This window comes from Paenibacillus paridis, from assembly GCF_006345825.1.
Lineage (GTDB): Bacteria > Bacillota > Bacilli > Paenibacillales > Paenibacillaceae > Pristimantibacillus > Pristimantibacillus paridis.
Genome location: NZ_VCIX01000092.1, coordinates 374,656 through 393,127, shown reverse-complemented (window position 1 = coordinate 393,127; position 18,472 = coordinate 374,656). Strand labels below are relative to the sequence as shown.

12 protein-coding genes are annotated in these 18,472 nt (G+C 46.2%); 1 reads left to right on the top strand and 11 read right to left on the bottom strand.

Features of this window, described 5'->3' with window-relative positions:
- Positions 1-102 precede the first annotated feature (102 nt).
- Positions 103-1,590, top strand: coding sequence for an FGGY-family carbohydrate kinase (locus tag FJQ58_RS23670; RefSeq protein WP_238404428.1), 1,488 nt, complete (start codon positions 103-105; stop codon positions 1,588-1,590).
- A gap of 293 nt (positions 1,591-1,883) precedes the next feature.
- Here FJQ58_RS23670 and FJQ58_RS23665 read toward each other — a convergent pair whose 3' ends face one another.
- The 11 genes from FJQ58_RS23665 to FJQ58_RS23615 form a co-directional block, all read right to left on the bottom strand.
- The gene (locus FJQ58_RS23665) at positions 1,884-2,639 is read right to left on the bottom strand and encodes a DeoR/GlpR family DNA-binding transcription regulator (RefSeq protein ID WP_139997272.1); all 756 of its coding nucleotides are present in this window, start codon (positions 2,637-2,639) and stop codon (positions 1,884-1,886) included.
- Positions 2,640-2,840: 201 nt separating this feature from the next.
- Positions 2,841-3,794: a glycoside hydrolase family 43 protein gene (locus FJQ58_RS23660; protein WP_139997271.1), complete on the bottom strand. Its 954-nt coding sequence runs from the start codon at positions 3,792-3,794 to the stop codon at positions 2,841-2,843.
- Positions 3,795-3,913: 119 nt separating this feature from the next.
- Complete coding sequence (locus FJQ58_RS23655; protein ID WP_139997270.1) at positions 3,914-5,509, bottom strand: extracellular solute-binding protein; 1,596 nt, start codon at positions 5,507-5,509, stop codon at positions 3,914-3,916.
- A 54-nt stretch (positions 5,510-5,563) separates the two neighbouring features.
- Positions 5,564-6,442 (bottom strand): carbohydrate ABC transporter permease, encoded by an 879-nt coding sequence (locus FJQ58_RS23650; protein WP_238404299.1) that lies wholly within the window; start codon positions 6,440-6,442, stop codon positions 5,564-5,566.
- Positions 6,443-6,454: 12 nt separating this feature from the next.
- Positions 6,455-7,387 carry an ABC transporter permease gene (locus tag FJQ58_RS23645; protein ID WP_139997269.1) on the bottom strand — a complete coding sequence of 311 codons (933 nt, stop codon included), beginning with the start codon at positions 7,385-7,387 and terminating at the stop codon, positions 6,455-6,457.
- Between the two features lies 1 nt (position 7,388).
- The gene (locus FJQ58_RS23640) at positions 7,389-9,233 is read right to left on the bottom strand and encodes a right-handed parallel beta-helix repeat-containing protein (protein WP_139997268.1); all 1,845 of its coding nucleotides are present in this window, start codon (positions 9,231-9,233) and stop codon (positions 7,389-7,391) included.
- A gap of 179 nt (positions 9,234-9,412) precedes the next feature.
- The gene (locus FJQ58_RS23635) at positions 9,413-12,202 is read right to left on the bottom strand and encodes a 3-keto-alpha-glucoside-1,2-lyase-like domain-containing protein (RefSeq protein WP_139997267.1); all 2,790 of its coding nucleotides are present in this window, start codon (positions 12,200-12,202) and stop codon (positions 9,413-9,415) included.
- Between the two features lie 3 nt (positions 12,203-12,205).
- On the bottom strand, positions 12,206-14,347 hold the full coding sequence (locus tag FJQ58_RS23630) for a glycoside hydrolase family 36 protein (protein WP_238404298.1): 2,142 nt from the start codon (positions 14,345-14,347) through the stop codon (positions 12,206-12,208).
- A gap of 69 nt (positions 14,348-14,416) precedes the next feature.
- Positions 14,417-15,934 (bottom strand): response regulator transcription factor, encoded by a 1,518-nt coding sequence (locus FJQ58_RS23625; RefSeq protein WP_139997266.1) that lies wholly within the window; start codon positions 15,932-15,934, stop codon positions 14,417-14,419.
- A 7-nt stretch (positions 15,935-15,941) separates the two neighbouring features.
- On the bottom strand, positions 15,942-17,723 hold the full coding sequence (locus FJQ58_RS23620; protein WP_139997265.1) for a sensor histidine kinase: 1,782 nt from the start codon (positions 17,721-17,723) through the stop codon (positions 15,942-15,944).
- A 135-nt stretch (positions 17,724-17,858) separates the two neighbouring features.
- Positions 17,859-18,464: an SGNH/GDSL hydrolase family protein gene (locus FJQ58_RS23615; RefSeq protein ID WP_238404297.1), complete on the bottom strand. Its 606-nt coding sequence runs from the start codon at positions 18,462-18,464 to the stop codon at positions 17,859-17,861.
- Positions 18,465-18,472: the final 8 nt, after the last annotated feature.

Below are 18,472 nucleotides of genomic sequence, written 5' to 3'. Positions count from 1 at the left end.
ATAGTTTTAAACGAAAATAAAATCAACATTTTAATTACAAAACAGATAAAATTGTTTATAATGAACATATACTCGAAATTGGAGGGATCAACGTTGTCATTAATGGGACTCGATGTTGGAACAACAGGATGCAAAGCTTCACTCTTTGATGAAGGAGGATCGCTTCTCTCATCAGCTTATATGGAGTATCCGCTGGAACAACCGAAGCTAGGAGCTTTTGAATTGAATCCGCAACGCGTTTGGGAATCGGTAAGACGAGTGATCGCTGACGTTATATTGGCGGTACCAGGCGTCAACGTTCGTGCGCTCAGCATTTCCTCTCTGGGCGAGAGCGTCGTTCCGGTAGACCAAGAAGGCAATGTGCTAGGCAATGCCATCTTGTATATGGATCCACGAGGCTTGGAACAAGCCGTGATCTTAGAGCAGAGAATAGGCAAGAAACGGACGATGGAAATTACCGGAGTGCCGTTACACCCTATGTTTTCCCTGCCTAAAGTCATGTGGATCAAGCAAAACCAACCGGAGCTTTATGATCGGGTATGGAAGTTTATGATGTTCGGAGATTACATTGCATTTGTGCTAACGGGGATTTGTGTAACCGATTACACCCTTGCTTCTCGCACCATGGCCTTGAATATCTCAAGTAAAGCCTGGGATTCCATTATGTTCGAAGCTGCGGAGATTGAGATGGAGAAGTTTCCAGATCTCATTCCATCCGGACAACCGATTGGCGAAGTACGCCGCGACATTTGGCAAGCTCTTGGCATTCAGTCCACTACGCTCGTCATTGCTGGCGGTCATGATCAGGCTTGTGCCGCTCTCGGAGCAGGCATACTCTCAGACAACCAAGCCGTGGACGGCATCGGAACAGTCGAATGCATTACACCTGCTTATCGCTCCCCGATCTTAGGGCCAAAGATGCTGGAGCATCAATTCAATTGTGCTCCTCACGTTATCGAAGGGCTTTACTTGACGTATGCGTTTAACTTCACGGGCGGGTCGCTCCTTCGCTGGTATCGAGATAAGTTTGGACAAACCGCTGAAGCTGAAGCTCGCAAATTAGGCATTTCCGTATATGATTACTTGAGTTCAAGCGCTGCGTCCGAGCCTTCCGATTTACTCGTTATTCCGCATTTTGCAGGTTCTGGTACGCCTTATATGAATCCCGAAGCAAAAGGAACGATCCATGGCCTCACGTTTGATACCGATTCCACCCATCTGTATCGCGCGCTTATGGAAGGAGTGACTTATGAGATGCGCTACAACCTAGAGTGCCTCGAAGAAGCAGGTATACCGATACGTTCCCTGCGGGCGGTCGGTGGCGGTGCCAAATCTGATCTATGGCTTCAGATCAAAGCTGATATTATGAATTGCCCTATCGAAAAATTAGACGTTGGCGAAGCTGGAACATTAGGCAACATTATTTTAGCGGGCTGCGCGTCCGGCGTGTACCGCTCTTATGAAGAAGCCGTCCATGTCCTAGTCAAGCCCGTACGTATGTTTTATCCGAATCAACCAAATCAATCCCTCTATGCGGAACGCTATGAGAAGTACAAGGCACTCTCCAGCGCTATTGCTTCCATATATTGATTGAAAATTTACATCAGATCTATAAAGCTGCATCATACAAAGCCCCCTCATCCTTTATCGAAAGCAATAGCGGCTAAATTCGATGAAGGATAGGGGGCACTTTCTTATGGTTTAGTGGGAAGGGCGTAGGAAAAATAATGGATCATGCTTGCGGAGTCGAAGAGGTTGGGGATGTACGCGGTATTTGATCGAGCAACCATAGAAGATCGGTCAGCTTGAGCATGATAAATATAAAAACAAGCTGACGAGGATTATCTACAAGCACCAGCTTATTTCAGTCCGGTTCATCCATGTCATGGAATAATCACTCTGGTTTCCGCGCCTTCTAACGCGTTCTCCCACTTCTCATCTGGTTTCTGATCCGTAATAATGGCAGTAATGTCCTCCAGGGCTGAATAGGAAAACAATGCGCTCTGACCAAATTTGGTATGATCCATAACGATATACGATTCTTTTGCCCTCAGAATGGATATCCGTTTGATTTCGGCCTCAAGCATATTCGAATTACTAAACCCATGCAGAAGACTCAAGCCTGTCGTACCTAGGAATACTTTATCGAAAGCCAGCTTGGAGATTGCTTCAATCGCTGCTGTACCTGCCATAGCGTTTGTCGTATTAACCAATACACCTCCAATGACTACGGTTGAAATATTCTTTTCAGCGAGTTCAGCTGCCACATGAATAGCATTGGTAACCACAGTAATGGGGGCCTGAACGGGAAGATAACGTATGATTTGCAGTGTGGTTGAGCCGCTGTCAATAAATACGGATTCTCCCGGTGCAATTAGCCGGGCAGCTGCTTGCCCGATCTGTTCTTTTTCGTCCATATTCACAATCGAACGTTCAGGAAGAGCAACTTCCTTGGAGGACAATATGGCTCCACCGTAAGTGCGCTTCAATAAGCCGGTTTGTTCGAGTTTCTCTAGATCTCTTCTTAACGTCATATCCGTAACAGAGAAAAAATCCTTTAATTCAGCAATCTTCACTTCTCCGTCTTTACGCAATAAATTAATAATCTGTTTTTGGCGATCATTTAATCCGGTCGACATAGTCGGCCTCCAGTTCCTGCACGATATCCAGAACAGTGCTTAGTTATTATTATCATTATAATGACAATACTCCTTTCGTTTCAAGCTTTAATCAAACAAAAAACAAACAAAAGTCAAACATGTCGAAAATAATCCCTTTTTAATTCAGCCCAATGACACAAGGCCGCTCCTCTTAATGAGGAACGGCCTTGTGTTATATATTCATTTTCGAAACGTATTTAAATCCCAGCGATCCGCCCACTTGATTTCTATCCCATCGTCCGTAAAAGTGATAGGAAGCCAAACGTATCTAGAATTCGCAAGCTCCTCCGGCAGCCATCGGTCAGCCATAAAGATAAAGCTGTTCTCTAAGCCTTGGACAGGAAAAACATATGTGCTCTGCGCATAAAACGATTTCCGAGCATGCAGCCCGCTTAACGGATTATCTTTGAGCTCCCACCGCCCCATCATCCGATTCGACTCCGCAACGAGAGTCGCATTGGGATACCACCCCGTACAACCCGAGGAAAGCAAGTAATATCTCCCCGCATGTTTAAACACCGCCGGAGCTTCCCGAGACTGATCGATGAACACTTTCGTAAACTCGCCATTCAAATCGGTATAATCATCCGTTAACCTCGATATGACCAGAGTTTTATTCCAGTCAGACGAATGAAGTAAATACGCCGTTCCATCGTCGTCTTTAAATACTGTCATATCGCGGCTATCCACGTCGTTCGGACGTTTGCTTCCCGCATAGGCAAACGGTCCTGCCGGATGGTCGCTTATGGCCACACCGGTTTTGGCCAGCGTATAGTCCTCGCTATCCATATGAAGCCACATAATATATTTGCCAGTCCGATCGTTCCTCAGTACCTTTGGCCGCTCTGCTACTTTGGACGGATGAAGGTCGTGATTCGGATCATCGGAAACCGCAGGCAACACAATGCCTTCGAATGTCCAGTTATATAAATCGCTGGAAGAGTAGCAGGATATGCCAATGACGTCCACGCGCTGAATACCAATCTGGCTTATCCTGTTTGGGCCGTCTTTATTTTCTCCATACCAGTAATACATCCCGTTATCGAATAATATGCTGCCGCCATGCGCCTGAATAGGTTTTCCTTTCGTATCCAACCACAATTCGCCTGGCTGAAAGTCCTCATACTTTGTCATTGCAACCACCTCAATTCTTCGCTCTGAAATAGGCAACCTACGCCCGATTAAAGAGACCTTGCTGATAATCTTGGCTCCAGCAAGGTCTCTTCCTACCCTAAATGTGCTTTCTCGCGGATTTAGCGACCTTCCGCTTGCGCTTGCTTATTCGTTGCTTCAATCACTTTCGTACCGCCTTTAGACAACCACTCTTCCTTGAAGGAAGCGAAATCCGCAGAAACGTCCTTGGATTCCACAATTATTTTTACGAATTTTTCATTTACCAAATCATTCAGCTGGCTTGGAATACTCGGATCGAGTTCCTCTGGACTGATGTTTAAGTAGGCTAACGGATTCGGAACGGCGAAGTCTCCTGTCGATTTTGCCATTGCGACAATGTCTTCTTTATTAGGCGTACTGTCGGCGAGGAAGTCTGAATTCCATGAAACCAATGCTTTTAATGAAAAGGCTTTGTCTTTGCCCTTTTCTTCATCCGTCATGAGGGGGGTGATTTTATCTCCGTCTTTGCTGTAGTGGACCCCTTCAATGCCGTTCATCATCAGCTGCTGCCCTTCACTTGAGAGCAGGTAGTCCAGCAGTTCCAATGATTTTTTCTTTTTCTCGTCCGAAATATTGGCATTAACCGACGTTTCTGCCCAGAAGTTATTGAAGCCATCCATTCGCTGAGCGCCTGTTTTCCCTTCTAAGGTGCCTACCCATGTGAAAATCGACTTCGGATCGGCATCGGGATATGCCTGCTTGAACTTATCATAAAAATCATTATAGAAGGTCGCGTTTGCGTTATGAATCATAATGCCGACTTTGCCCGTAATAAATTTCTCGATTTTCTGGTCGTCCGTATTCAACATAAACTCAGGATCAAGAATTTTTTCATTGTAAAGCTGGTTTAGAAAAACAAGCCCGTCTCTCGTTTCATCGGAAATGGCCTCCGGCGCCCATTGCCCATCTTTCTTCTCCCACCTATCGGTGCTCGTGTCGAAAGCGTTGAACAGCGGATATTGCCACCAAATCCCTCCGGCACTGGAGGAATAACCGTACGTATCCTTCTTGTTATTGCCGTCTGGGTCACCCTCGGTCAATGCCTTGGCTACCGCATAGAACTCATCGATCGTCTTTGGCATTTCCAGATTTAGCTTATCCAGCCAATCCTTGCGAATTAGAATATTGTGTCCGCTGACCGCCATCTTGCCGCTGCCGGATTCATTGAATATAGGAAGCGCATAATGCTTGTTGTCGGTCGTTTTAGCTAAATGCTCAAAGTTCGCTAGCGACGCTTTCATATTCGGATACTGCTCAGAGTAATCCGAAAGCGGCAGGAGCATGCCCTCTTTAATCCACTGACGGTATTGAACCGGTCGGTCAATGCCATAGGAGACAAATACATCGGGCATCTCTCCGGAAGCAATCATCACGTTCAGTTTCTCTTCCCAGTCATTCCATGAAGCCGTAATCAGCTTCAAGCGAATGTTGAGCTTTTCCTGCAAATGCTTATAGATTTGGGAATCCTGTGCGTCAGCCCCTTCAAACATCCAACTAAATACGGATAATTCAACAGGCTTTGCATTTTCAACGACTGGTTCAGAACCAGGGCTTCCAGTAGGCGCAGACTCACCCGCTTCGCTTTTATCATTATTATTTCCGCATCCTGCAATCACCCCAACGAATAACAACACCATTGCAAGACATAAAATGAGGCTTTTCTTTCCAATCAACATGTTGTTCACTGCTCCCCTTTAATGAAAAATGAATGTATGCTAGTGATCTGACTGTCAACTCTTGATTGATCCAATCATCACCCCTTTCACAAAGTGCTTCTGAATGAAAGGATAAACAATGATGATAGGAATAACGGAAACCATCACAATCGCATTCTTAATGGTGTCCCCCAGCATAAAATCTTTGCTTACGAAGCTGCCGCTGCGGGTCAATTCCATATTGTTATTAATCAGTACGTCCCTTAACACCATCGCTAATGGCCATAGTTCCTTGTCGTTAAGAAACAGCATCGGAACATACCAATTGTTCCATTGGCCCACGGCGATAAATAATGCGATTGTTGCGAGCGCCGGGAACGATAAGGGGATGATGATCTGGAAGAACACTCTGATATAACCAGCCCCGTCGATCTTTGCCGATTCCTCCAGATCAATGGGGATATTTTGAAAAAATGTTTTGAGCACGATCAAGTTATACGTGCTTAAAGCTGCCGGAATGATCATAACGGCCAAACTATTTACCATCCCAAGACTCTTGATTAGCAAGTAGTAAGGAATGAGCCCCCCGCCAAAAAACATCGTGAATATAATAAAGAGAAAGATAGCCGTTCTGCCCGGAAGATCTTGTTTCGTCAACGGATATGCCGCAATCGACGTAATCAGTAGCTGGTATAGCGTACCAATCACCGTAACGAATACGGAAACTACAACCGACATCAGAATCGTATTTTTCGAGAAAACGTATTCATAAGCTTCAAAGGAAATGCTTCGCGGAAGGATATTAAAGCTCGTCTTCACGGCTTCCTCATACGGCAGTACGGATCCCACAAGCACATGCCAGAACGGGTAAAGCATAATGCAAGCCATGAAAACTAAGAAACCGATGTTAAGTATATCAAATATTTTGCCAGAAACGCTCGTAGATCGCACCATTATTCAATCACCTCAGTAAATGCCATGTCCGTTCATTTTTTTAGCCGCGCTGTTTACAGCGATAAGAAGTACAAAATTGATAACGTTTAGGAATAACCCGATTGCGGTTGCCATGCTATACTGCCCTTGCGTCAGCCCGATCCGGTAAACGTAGGTATCGATAACATCGCCGCTTTCATATACCATGGGGTTGTACATATTAAACACTTGGTCAAAACCACCGCTCATCATGCTGCCAAAATTTAATATTAACAAAATGGATATGATCGGCAGCAAGCTTGGCAGCGTAATGTGAACAATCTGCTTCCAGCGGTTGGCGCCATCGATCACGGATGCCTCGTACAAATCCGGATTGACACCGGACAATGCCGCCAGGAAAATAATCGTTCCCCATCCGACTTCCTTCCAAGTGCCAGAAATGACCAATAGCGGCCGAAACATGCTGTTGCTTGTCAAGAAATTAACCGGATCTCCGCCAAACAGAACAACAATGCTATTGACCAGGCCCTCGTTCGACAGCAGCGCGAACAAGATGCCCGAGATCGTTACCCACGAGATGAAGTGGGGCAAATAAATAATCGTTTGAATCGACCGTTTGAAGATCCTGTGCCTGACTTCGTTCAAAAGAATAGCCAGAATAATCGGAGCAGGAAATCCAAATACGAGTCGCATGATATTGATTTCAATCGTGTTGGTAAAAACCTGCCAAAACTTATCGGTCGCGAAGATTTGTTCGAAGTGCTTGAACCCTACCCATGGACTGCCTAAAATGCCTTTCGTAATCCAAAATTCTTTAAATGCGATCGATGCACCGTACATGGGGATGTAACTAAATATAATTAAAAACGCAACGGCGGGCAGCAGCATGAGATACAGCATTTTATATTTGACTATTCTTCTGCGCACATCCTTACCCGTTCCGGCACTTGCCCCAATTGTCGCCATATTATCGCTCACCCGTTTTCTTCTGCAGCCTGAACCGGCTGTCGTCTTGATGGAATCCGATGTTATGAAGCACATTCACATTCGTGCTAGTTGCATCATCAATATAAATACGATCCTCTGTTGTAGCAACCGTGCACAATCTTCTATTGTTCTCGATCCAAACCTTGTTACAATGGCTTGCCATTAAACTTCCCTGATAATATTCAGGGTGGAGCACGCCATTCTCGTCTCCATCGGCAGCCGCTTTGAGCCTCCCCGCATTCGAATTCAAAATGGCATTATGGCGGATATATACCCTGCTGCAGGATGAAGCATAAACCGCTTGCTGCGGGCAATTGATAATGGTATTATTCTCGATCCACACCCGGTCAAAGATCGGATATTGCGTTCTCCCGCTGGCAAGATATACCCCCATATAAATAACGGCCATGTTCCAGTGATTCACATCGCAGCTGTCAATGAGATTATTGCGGATACGCAGATTGCTTACTCCAAATCCTTCCGACCAGCGAGACTCGGAACCGCACTCGATCTGGATCGCTGGCCCTTGATTCATGAAGAAATGGTTATTCTCCACCAAGCCATTGCCGGAATGCAGCAATATCCCTCTTGCGCGGTTATGGTGGAAGAAATTATGGCGAACGATATAATTGCCGGAATCGTATCTCCGGTTAAAAAGGATTGCGCTTTCCGAAACCTCCGCAGGGATCGGTTGTTCAAAGGCAAGCGTGCAGGTGTTATGCTCTTTATTCCACTCCACGCCAGCAATACGCTTCATGATCCGGGAAGGAGACAAATCTTCGTTGCGGAACTCGATATCGTCCCCTATCGCAAAGGGATTACGCCATGCTAGCACACGATTTAGGCTTACGGTCCGATCGTCGATTCGCTTGAAACCCTGGACTGAATTATCGTGAATGTTCAGGCAATCATCGCCGTTGTAGCTGAAATCGCAGTTCTCAATCCTAAAGTAACCTAGAGAATTACTAATATGGCAGCCATCTGCCGTGACGGAAATACAACGCGTCGTGCCTGGCCGTTTTACAATTCTGCAATGCCGCAGCGCCCAATGCCGTTGATCCCCTGACGCCACGAAAGCATGCCCTGGCGCGGAATAGATCGTTACATGCTCGATTTGCAAATGCTGATTGCTTTTAAGTTCGAAAGCGTTCGCATCATAAACGTAATGACGAACGATGTAAGCTTGCCCTGGAGTCAGAAAGCGAAAATCCTCGGGATTGGATAATGCGATTCGGAACGTATTAAGATCCTGGCGACTTATGTTCCGGAAATGGTTTTCATGGAATTCCCGACCTAACTCGCAACCTGCTGATAAGGTCAGCGGATTCATCGCGTTTAAGGTCCGTATGTTCAGATCGTCCGGCGCTTGCGCATACTCTGGAAAATGGAGATCGAAATACGTACGGTTTGCGGCCACTTCCCGCACTTGTCCGATGCTTGCCAATTGCCCGTTTTCCCAGTCCCAATCGACAGTGAAATTTTTGAATTGGATCCGAACGCAATTGGTTATAGTAACAAAGGCTTCCACCGTAGAAAAGATGAATTCAGAGCCCCCGCCATCGAACTGAAAATCGTGCATCCCTTCAAATACGGGATGGTTGCCATTATAAAATCGATATATTCCCAAAGGAACGACAAGCTCGGACGATCGTTCCCGTTTGCAATAATCAATGGCATTCTGAAAGGCGTTTCCGTTACAATACCCTTCCTCGGATCTAGCGCCGAAATCAGCGACGCTAACTCTCGTATATCCACTCCATTCCGGAGCACGGATTGAGATTTCAGGCATGCTCACGGCTGTATCGTCATTCTTTACTCGCTCCACTCACCTGCCTCCTCTCTCTATCTACGCCTGTTATAACTCTCTTGCTATATTGATTGTGCCATAGACGGCTTTCCCTTCATATGTGCTGAGTATTGAACATTGGTTGTAGTTTGTTACGATGTTATAAGAACGCTTATACAAAAAAATGCCCCGATCGGTGATCGAGGCGTCCTGCATCCCTATTGCTCCATAAGTATCACGTTATCGTATAGCACAGTCGCATTATACGTTTCTAACCCCACCTTCCCCTTGCTGAACGTAAAAGCAGGATCTGTTGTGCTTAATTGCAGAACGCCGTCCACATACATGTCTATTCGATTGCCGACAGCTTCAACTGATACGCGATAAGCCGTCCCGACATTAATCGTATAGGCTTTCGACGCGAGCACCGTCTGGGTTCCCGCTATCGTTTTCTTGATCGCAATCCCATGCATATTGCTGATATAAACAAAATATTTATGATTTGCATCCGTTAGACGAAATACCAGATTCGCGAAACCGCCACTTCCCGCGGCATTGCTTAATAGAATATCGCTAGCTAACGTATAGTTGCTCCACGAGTCGATCCCTGCCGTTGCAAGGCTCCCTGAATAGTCCGTCTGCTTGTATTTCTTACTGCCGCTATCCGTCACGACCGACCAGCTGCCCGATTGCACGGTCCATCTTCCTGCGGAGCTCTCGAAATTTTCGGATAATAAGTAAATGGAACTATAGCTTACGATAGGATTCCAATAAACCGTATCGTACAAATTGTTCGTATTCTGATTCGCAACAAAACGTATCGCATCACCCTTAATCACATCAAGCGTTATTATGGGGGCAGATACTGCCGTTCCGTAGATGACCTGCTGCCAGCCGCTCGCCGGCCAAATTTGCGCGTTGTTTTTCAAAATTTTAACGTTTACGCCATCTGCTCCCGCCCCCGTGTTCAACAGGTGAATGGCTTCGTTTGACGAGAGCGTAATTTCGCCGTCCTCTGGCGCTAACCATGTTCTTACCGAATCGCTGCCATCTGGCGATTGCAGATTTTCCCCTACGCTTAAGAAAGTCGCCCCGTCCCGCCACATTCTCCATGGCGCGTAGTAATTTGCCAATGGCGCATACGTCGTGCCATTCCATTTGTGATAGTACCAAACCGGCCCCTGTGAGATCGCCCCGACTTCCTTAACCGCTTCATACTTTCTTGTGGATGCCGGAATGGTTCCGCTGGTCGCGCCTGCCGACGTTTTGCCTGAGCTAACATTTCCATTGTTGTCTTCGGCTTCAATCAAATAATAATAAGTTGTACCGCTTTGAAGCTCTTGCCGGTCGGTAAAGCTTGCGGTCGTTGATTCTCCAACCATATTGCTGTAGGCAGGCGTAAAGCTTGGAGTCGTTGAGCGGTAAATATTGAAGTGATTAACTCCTGAACCTGTATCAGAAGCTGCCGTCCAAGATAACAATATGCCTAAGCTTCCGCTATTCCAAGCTGCTGATCCCCCGGCCGGATTGCCTGGCGCCACAGTATCCAATGCGGAGATGGTGCTGCCTAAATCGAATCCGGAGGCGCTTCTCCATGCCGCTATGGTGCTGTAGCTGACCCCAAACCTTTCAGCTTGAAATGCTGTTCCGCTTGCCTGATAGAATCGATTGTCATTGACAAGATCAAGCGGTGCGCTTAACCCGATTTTATAAGCTGAAGTTCCCGAAATTCCGTTCGCCATAACGATCCGATTATTCTGGAACGAATCTCCCGACCAAGCGTCCCCGGGTGACACATCTTTGCTGCTTAACGCACTCGTATTCGCTTGATCCACTACGATTAAATTATTGGCGACAACGAGATTTTTTAAGCCGGAATATCTGCCCGTATCCGCCGTAAAATCGCTTAATGCGATTTGGCCCGTTCCGATCGAGGTTTCTCCGCGGTTGCCCTTCACTTTATTGTCAGTGATTCTCGAATTAATGTTCGCCATCGTCGTCACGCCGTTGCCTTTATTAGCATGAACGTAATTATATTGAACGCTGACATATTCATTAGACCAATCAATGTTTAATCCGGAAGCATCATGCCCCGTGTTGCTGTCGGACATATTGTAGACCTCGTTAAACATGACATCTACGTAGGAGCTTGCGACTGGCCAAATTCCGCCCGGTCCCCAGGTGACCCCTGTTCCGGCATATTGTCCGGCATCATGTACGAGGTTCCATTTTATCGTGCTATGATTGGAATTCCCGATGACGATCCCTTGGTTTCCAAGCTGGTATGCCACGTTGCTGTGAACCTTAACATTACGAAATAACGCGGAGCTTTTAAGATTGTCCGATAACGTGCTATCCCAACCGGCAACTCCGATCGCTCTCCAACCGAGCATATAGATTTCATTATGGCTAATAACGATATTTCGTGCGACTTCGCTATGTTTGTTTGTCGGATAAACCGCCGTAATCAGAATGCCCTCCGAATTGCTGTTGATTCCAGAACCACGAACCCGGTTCCCCTCTATTGTGATATTGGACCAGGTCCCTTCCGCATTATAAGTAATGACGATCGCTCTGTTCGTTATAGTTGGGCTAGTTAGCGCATTCGTCGTGGTACACTCGATATCCAATCCCGATATGGTCCATCCGCTCACATTCGTTAGGCTCACCACAGCCGGGGCCGAAGATCGAATGATGGGTTTGCTCCCGCTGCCATAGGCGGTCATTTGGATCGGAAGCAGAGCCGTTCCCGAACCGTTCAAGGAAACGCTCTCGTTCCAAGTATCGCCTGATTTCAATAATAGTTTATCGCCAGGATTAAACGTAACGTTAGAAATTTTAGCCAAAGTTTGCCAAGGAGTGCCTGCGCTCGTCCCGTTATTATAATCATTGCCCGTTGAACTGCTTACATAATAGGTCGTACCCGCTGCGTAAGCCCTGTCATTATAAACGAAGACAATCATAGCTATAACGAATATCCATGCAACAAAGACACACTTTTTGGCCATTGGCTACTCCTCCTCAATGTGCAGTTCAAACAGGCGAGCCGTAAATTCCGATGGAAGTGTAACAACTAACGCATTTTCAAGCTGATTCCAGCTGCAACTAACGCTCTCATTTTGGGGAAACCCACAGCGAACCGTTACTTTCTTGCCGTCACAACCCGGAATCGGAAATCTCGCTTCACTCGCTCCGCCTTCCATTCTCCATACCGCCACATAAGCCTTCTCACCGCATCTAAGTCCAAGGCTAAGCCAATGATCGCCATGCTTAGGCAAGCCAATCGGCCAAAAAGGAAGAGCCTTCGGAATGGAAGCCCGGATACTCTTGTAATAAGCAATCCCTTCACGAATCAATTCAAAACGATCCGTTGCAATTTCCGACAAGTGCCCGCTCTGATGAATTCGCATTAACATGCCGTTCACCATGTTAAAGATGACCTCTTCCCGGTCTCCGTCCTTCAGCGGATATGACCAAGCAGCGGATTGCTCTGGAGTAAGCGCCGTAGGAGCAGCAGCTGATATCGCCGCAAATTTGCGGTAATCCGTTTGATCGCTAATCGACTGCACGCTGTGCCTGGCGAGCAAAGCATAATCCATACGCAAACCGCCGCTCCCGCAATTCTCGATGACCAAATCCGGATAACGGGCAAATACGCTATCAAGCCAGCGCAGGTAGGCACGGTTATGCTGAAGCAAGCCATCGCCGAAGCTATCGGCGTTAACCTCTGTACCGATCCCCGCATTAATGTTATAGTCCATTTTGATATAACCGACCTTGTACTCCGTCACTAGACGGTCAATCACTTCATCTGCATATTGAATGACCTCGGGATGTCGATAATCCAATTGATACCTGCCGTGATCCATTACCCGCTTGCCATGTCGCATGAAAAACCATTCATCCGGCACTTGCTGCGCCAAGGGGCAATGAATGCCCATAACTTCAAGTTCCAGCCAAAGTCCCGGGATTAAGCCTTTCGCCCGGATATAGTCAAGCACCTCCTGCAATCCGCCTGGAAAACGTCTTGGTGACGGTTGCCAAAGCCCTACATTGCTCCACCATTCGCCATCCGCATACCAGCCAGCATCGATGCAATAATATTCGCAACCCGCCAAAGCAGCCGCATCGACTAAGGGTAAAATCTTCTCGGTCGTTGGATCAGCGAATAAACAATTCATGTAATCGTTGAAAACAACCGGAAGCCCTTCATTGTCCTCGTTCCAACGACGGATTTCTCGCCGATAACGCGTCAATTCCACGATTCCCTGTTCGAACCCTCCATTGACAATCGCAATCGCTGCAGGAACGGAGATAAAGGCTTCGCCTGGCGCGACGTTTTTCCACCAATGGCTTTCGTTCTCCGTAGGGCCGCTTAATTGCAAATAGAGCTGACCATTCGCCTTATCGCTCATCTCCCAATGCCAAGAACCGTTATGCTCGATTTGCCAACACAGGGCCATTCCCGTCTCCCTATTTTCATATCCACCCATTGGATGAAGATCGGCGGAAGACCAGGTTCCCGAATTGCTGTATGAAAGTCTTTTGATCGAAAAGTCATTTACTTTCGTTAAACCTAGCTCGGGTAGCCTGTAACTTCTCCACTGCAGCTCTCCGTGCCATGCATTATGTGCAATATGAAGACGGCTTTTGGCTTCCCATGTTCCGCTGCCTCCGCCCGCGATCCCCGTAACTGTAAACGAAGAAACGTATTCCATTGGAATGGGATTCACACTCTGATTGACGACCTCCGTCCAAGCTCGGATGACAGGGATATCGTTGTAAAATTGATAGTGTACCGTTACACGCATTCCCCTGTCTTCCATAACCACTTCGAGTTTTCTTCCGCTTTCGTTATAGAAATCTCTGTGGCTATCGTACTTCAATCTCCCTCCCGGCATGGTGCCCGTATATTTGGAGGCATGATGATCGTTCCGATCCTCGCCTGTCACTTGCAGTTCGACGATTCGGCGCGTTCCCCGTTCCTCCTCGGTTCCTCGTACCTCTTCATTCGCTGGGAAAGGAGATAAATGAACCAGACGGACATCTCCGTCTTCGGCAATCTGAATCTCCAAATAAATCCCATTTTCGCATAAGCTAATCCAACTCAGCACTTCCGTCGTATCCTTCTCGACACCATAGGCCCTTGTCACTTTTCATTCACCCTCTATTCTTGATTGATGGTTCTCATTGTGACACGGGCTCGATGGCATTTCTATGTGTTAATCAAAGAGATTGGGTTGTGGTTTCTTGTGTACGTTGTTTTTATGATCGAAGCGCTGTTTGTACTCTAGCGGCGACTGACCCAGATGTTTCTTGAATAGCTTGCTGAAATGGGCATAATCCTCATAGCCGACTAGTTTTCCGACATCATATAGAGATATGTCCTCTTTCAATAGCTCAACAGCTGCATCCAGCCTTTTCTGAATGAGGAAATGGATAAAGCTTTGCCCCTTCTCCTGTTTGAAGAGATGACTCAGATAATTTGGGCTAATAAAGTACTGCTGGGCAAATTCTTTGAGAGAAATTTTGTGCGCATACCGCCGTTCAATATCCTTGATGATCTCGTCAACAATGGGAAAGGTCGTTAACTCCGACGGCTTCTTCTTATGCTCGTCAATGAACATTCTCATCTGTATAAGCAAATCATGGGGATTACCATAGTGTAGGACCAGATCCTGGACGGTAATAGAGTCCTCGGCGAAAGAGTGTGTCGACAAGGAGAAGTTCTTGATTACCACAACAAAGAAATTATAAATTTCAACAAGCCCATTTAAATGAATGCGATCTTTGGCCATTCCTTTATGCACATCAAATAACGCCGCTTCCAGATGCTCAAGCTTTGTTGCTTTGCCTATCCGCTCCATGATAGACGGCAATGCCGCGTTTACTCTCGGCCTATAGCGGTAAACGCCTATCCTGCGGTTTAAGGTCGAGGTGTCAGCCATCATATTTGCTTGGTTGTAGTATTTCGCGATTTGACTGTCGAAGTCGTTCGAGAGGCTTACTCCTACATCCCATTGAAGCTCTGCTGCCATGGTTAGTACGCGTTTATATAAAGCCTTAAGCGTAGTCGTATCCAATTCGGAATGGCTTAATAAATACGTCCATTTGAGCGGACTTGCCATGGCACGAAAAAAAGTAACGCCATGTTCATGCAGCAATCGATCCGAATTCAGCAATTCTTGCTCCGATATGGCTGTTTTGCTTTTCACGATGGCAAAGGCATATCCCGCATCGCTGCCCATTTCAACATTCAAACCTTTTAACTGAGCCACTTGCTGTACGGTTAACCCCTTCTCGATCATTTCCAGAAACAGCATGGAATTGTGGTAAGTTTGCAATGCGCGTTTGTCCCGATCACGTTCAGCTAACCGCTTGCTGCAATTCGATAACGTATCCCGCAATTCTTGCTCGTTGACCGGTTTGAGCAGATAGGCAAAGCAGCCTAGCTCCAGCGCTTTTTTTGCGTAGCTAAATTCACTGTATGCGCTCATGAACACCACTAGCGTATGGGGAGACACACGGTTTACGAAAGACAATAAATCCAAGCCGCTTTTCCCAGGCATGCGAATATCACTGATCACGACATCAATCGATTTGCGCTTCAACAGGCTTTCAGCCATTTGTACGTCATTTACTTTCGCTACAATTTGGAAGCCGAGCGTTTCCCAATCCACAATTTGTTCCATATCCTTCAATATCCACGGCTCGTCATCCACGAGGATCAGCTTATGCAAAGTTTACTCACCCTTTCGCTTTAAGTGGAACGCTAACCGTCACAACCGTTCCCCTATCTCTCCAGCTCTTGATGGATAGACCATAGGGCTTCCCGTAATAGATTTGAATTCTTTTATGAATATTGACAAGCCCGATTCCTTGACCCAGTCCTGCGGTTTCGGCTGAGCTCTTATTCCTATTGTCAAAATCCTGCTGCATGCGCATCAAGCGTTCCTCGCTCATGCCGATTCCGTTATCCATCACCTTGATCAGCAAGTGATTCTCCTCATCCACAGTCGCATGGATATGAATGATCCATCGCCCTGTCTTTCCTTCGAGACCATGAAATAAAGCGTTCTCAACAAGCGGCTGGAGAATGAGCTTCACGATCGAACGGGCTCCGAGACCCTGATCCATGATTACTTTAAACTGCAGCCGCTCCCCAAATCTTATTTTTTGAATATCAATGTAGCGCTCCAGATGCTCAAGCTCTTTGTGCAGAAGAACAAATTCATCCGTACGCGTAATATAGCGGAAATAAGAGACGAGATTGTCAATAGCGACGGCTACCTCCCTCCGTGCGTTGGACAAGGCCATGCCTCTAATAGAGTGAAGAACGTTATACAGAAAATGAGAATTAATCTGGCTCTGGAGACCATTCAATTGAAACATTCGTTTCTCCATTTCCGTTTCATACAGCTGCTGCTGGGATTGCAGCAGATTATCCGTAAGCTTCTTAATTTCATTCATCATATTGTTATAGTGGTCCTGTATGATCGTAATTTCATTCTTATAGCCGAATCTCAACCGGGCATCCAAATCTCCGCTCGCTGCGCTATCGAAAATATCCGCCATCTTAGTGATGGGATGGGTCAAGCGAATATTAAAAGAAGCCGCTGCCCAGATGACGATTAAGACCATGATCGCTATAGCCGAAATCACGATATACTGAATGATCGATGCTTTTCCCACCAGCTTATCTTCATTAATTAATGCCACGAACTTCCAGCCCAAGCTTTCGATCGGGAGGGATTGGTACAAATAATTGATTCCGTTCATTTGAAAATCGACAACTTGGTAATCCACATTCATTTTAGCCTGGGCATAATGTTGTTCAAAATCGGGATTATGAGTCGAAGAGCCAATGAGATCGCCGTTCTCGTTCATAATATAAAGCTCTGCTTTATCCGCCAAATCCGCTGAGCGTAATATTTGCTGTATCCATTCCGTATCCAATAACAAAACGCCTATGTAAATTTCCTGCAGATATTGGTATGGAAGAACGGATTTCACCTTTCTGAAAGCCAGTATGCCTTGGTCTTTTAAGAATGGAGGCGAGATCTGCAGCTTATTGCTTAGCCTATTCGTATTTTGCATCTCCTCCAAATAAGCCACCATCGGTTGCATAAGCAGTTCTCCGGTGGATACTAAGCGGAAGTCTTTCAAACTAATCATGCCGATAGCGTTCAGGGCAGGTTCAAGTGACAAGTACGAGTTTAAATTTCTTAACAATATATCGGATTCCTGCCAGGACTTATTTTCGAGCATAATGGCCTGAACGTTCTTGTTAAAGAAAATCGACTTTGAGAGCTGGTCCATTCGGTAAAAATATTCGTCGAAACGATTGTTCGTTTGTGTCACGAAAATATTAATATTATCGAGCGCGTTCTTTTTGAGAATATTAATATAAGAAAAATAGCCCACTGTCCCTAGAAGGAGAATGGGCAAAACGGCAATGCAAATATTCGTGAGGATCATGCGAAATCTTAATCTATACTTTCTAGTATAGGATACCAGTTCTTTTAGCATGAGATCCTCCGAGACCTATGATGGTAACAACAATTTCCCAGCTGTTCGGACAAGCGCTAACGACTCTATATTGTCACAATGCCATCTTTTTGTCTATGTGTTTTAAGGTGAATCCAGATGTGCTTTTATGCGTTTTCAGCATGTGAACCCGCATGCCTTCAACCAGTTAACCGCCATGAATAAATTCCCTGTCGAATTCATGTGAACTTGATCCACGGTTAGCGTTTTCCCGCGTTGCTCCCTTAAGTATGCCGTAAAAGACTGATACTGAGGCACGAGAATGGCTTCGAATTCCGCAGCGACCTCTCTTATGATTTGATTATAGGGAAGAAGGCGCTCATTTTTCCCATCGTTCGAATCTTCGGATAGGATTGTCGTTTCCATTACGATCAAGGAGGACCCCGTCTTGCTTTTCGTTTCATTCAATAATTCCCGGTAGGTATCCCTAAAATCATCGCAGCTGACGTTTTTCCATTCATCATTTATGCCAATTGATATGGTCAGCCAGTCGGGCTTTATCTCGATGACGTCTTCCTTCCACCGTGCCTTTAGATCCAATATCGTCTCGCCGCTTATCCCTTGGTTCACTACCTGCAAAGTGATTTCCGGACGTACGATTGATAAGTAATCCCGAACGATGCGTACATATCCGCCTCCAATATGTTCAGGATCATCCTTTCTGCCGCAATCCGTAATGCTGTCGCCAATAAAAATCATTTTCTGTCCTTCTTGCAGCAACATCTGCCATC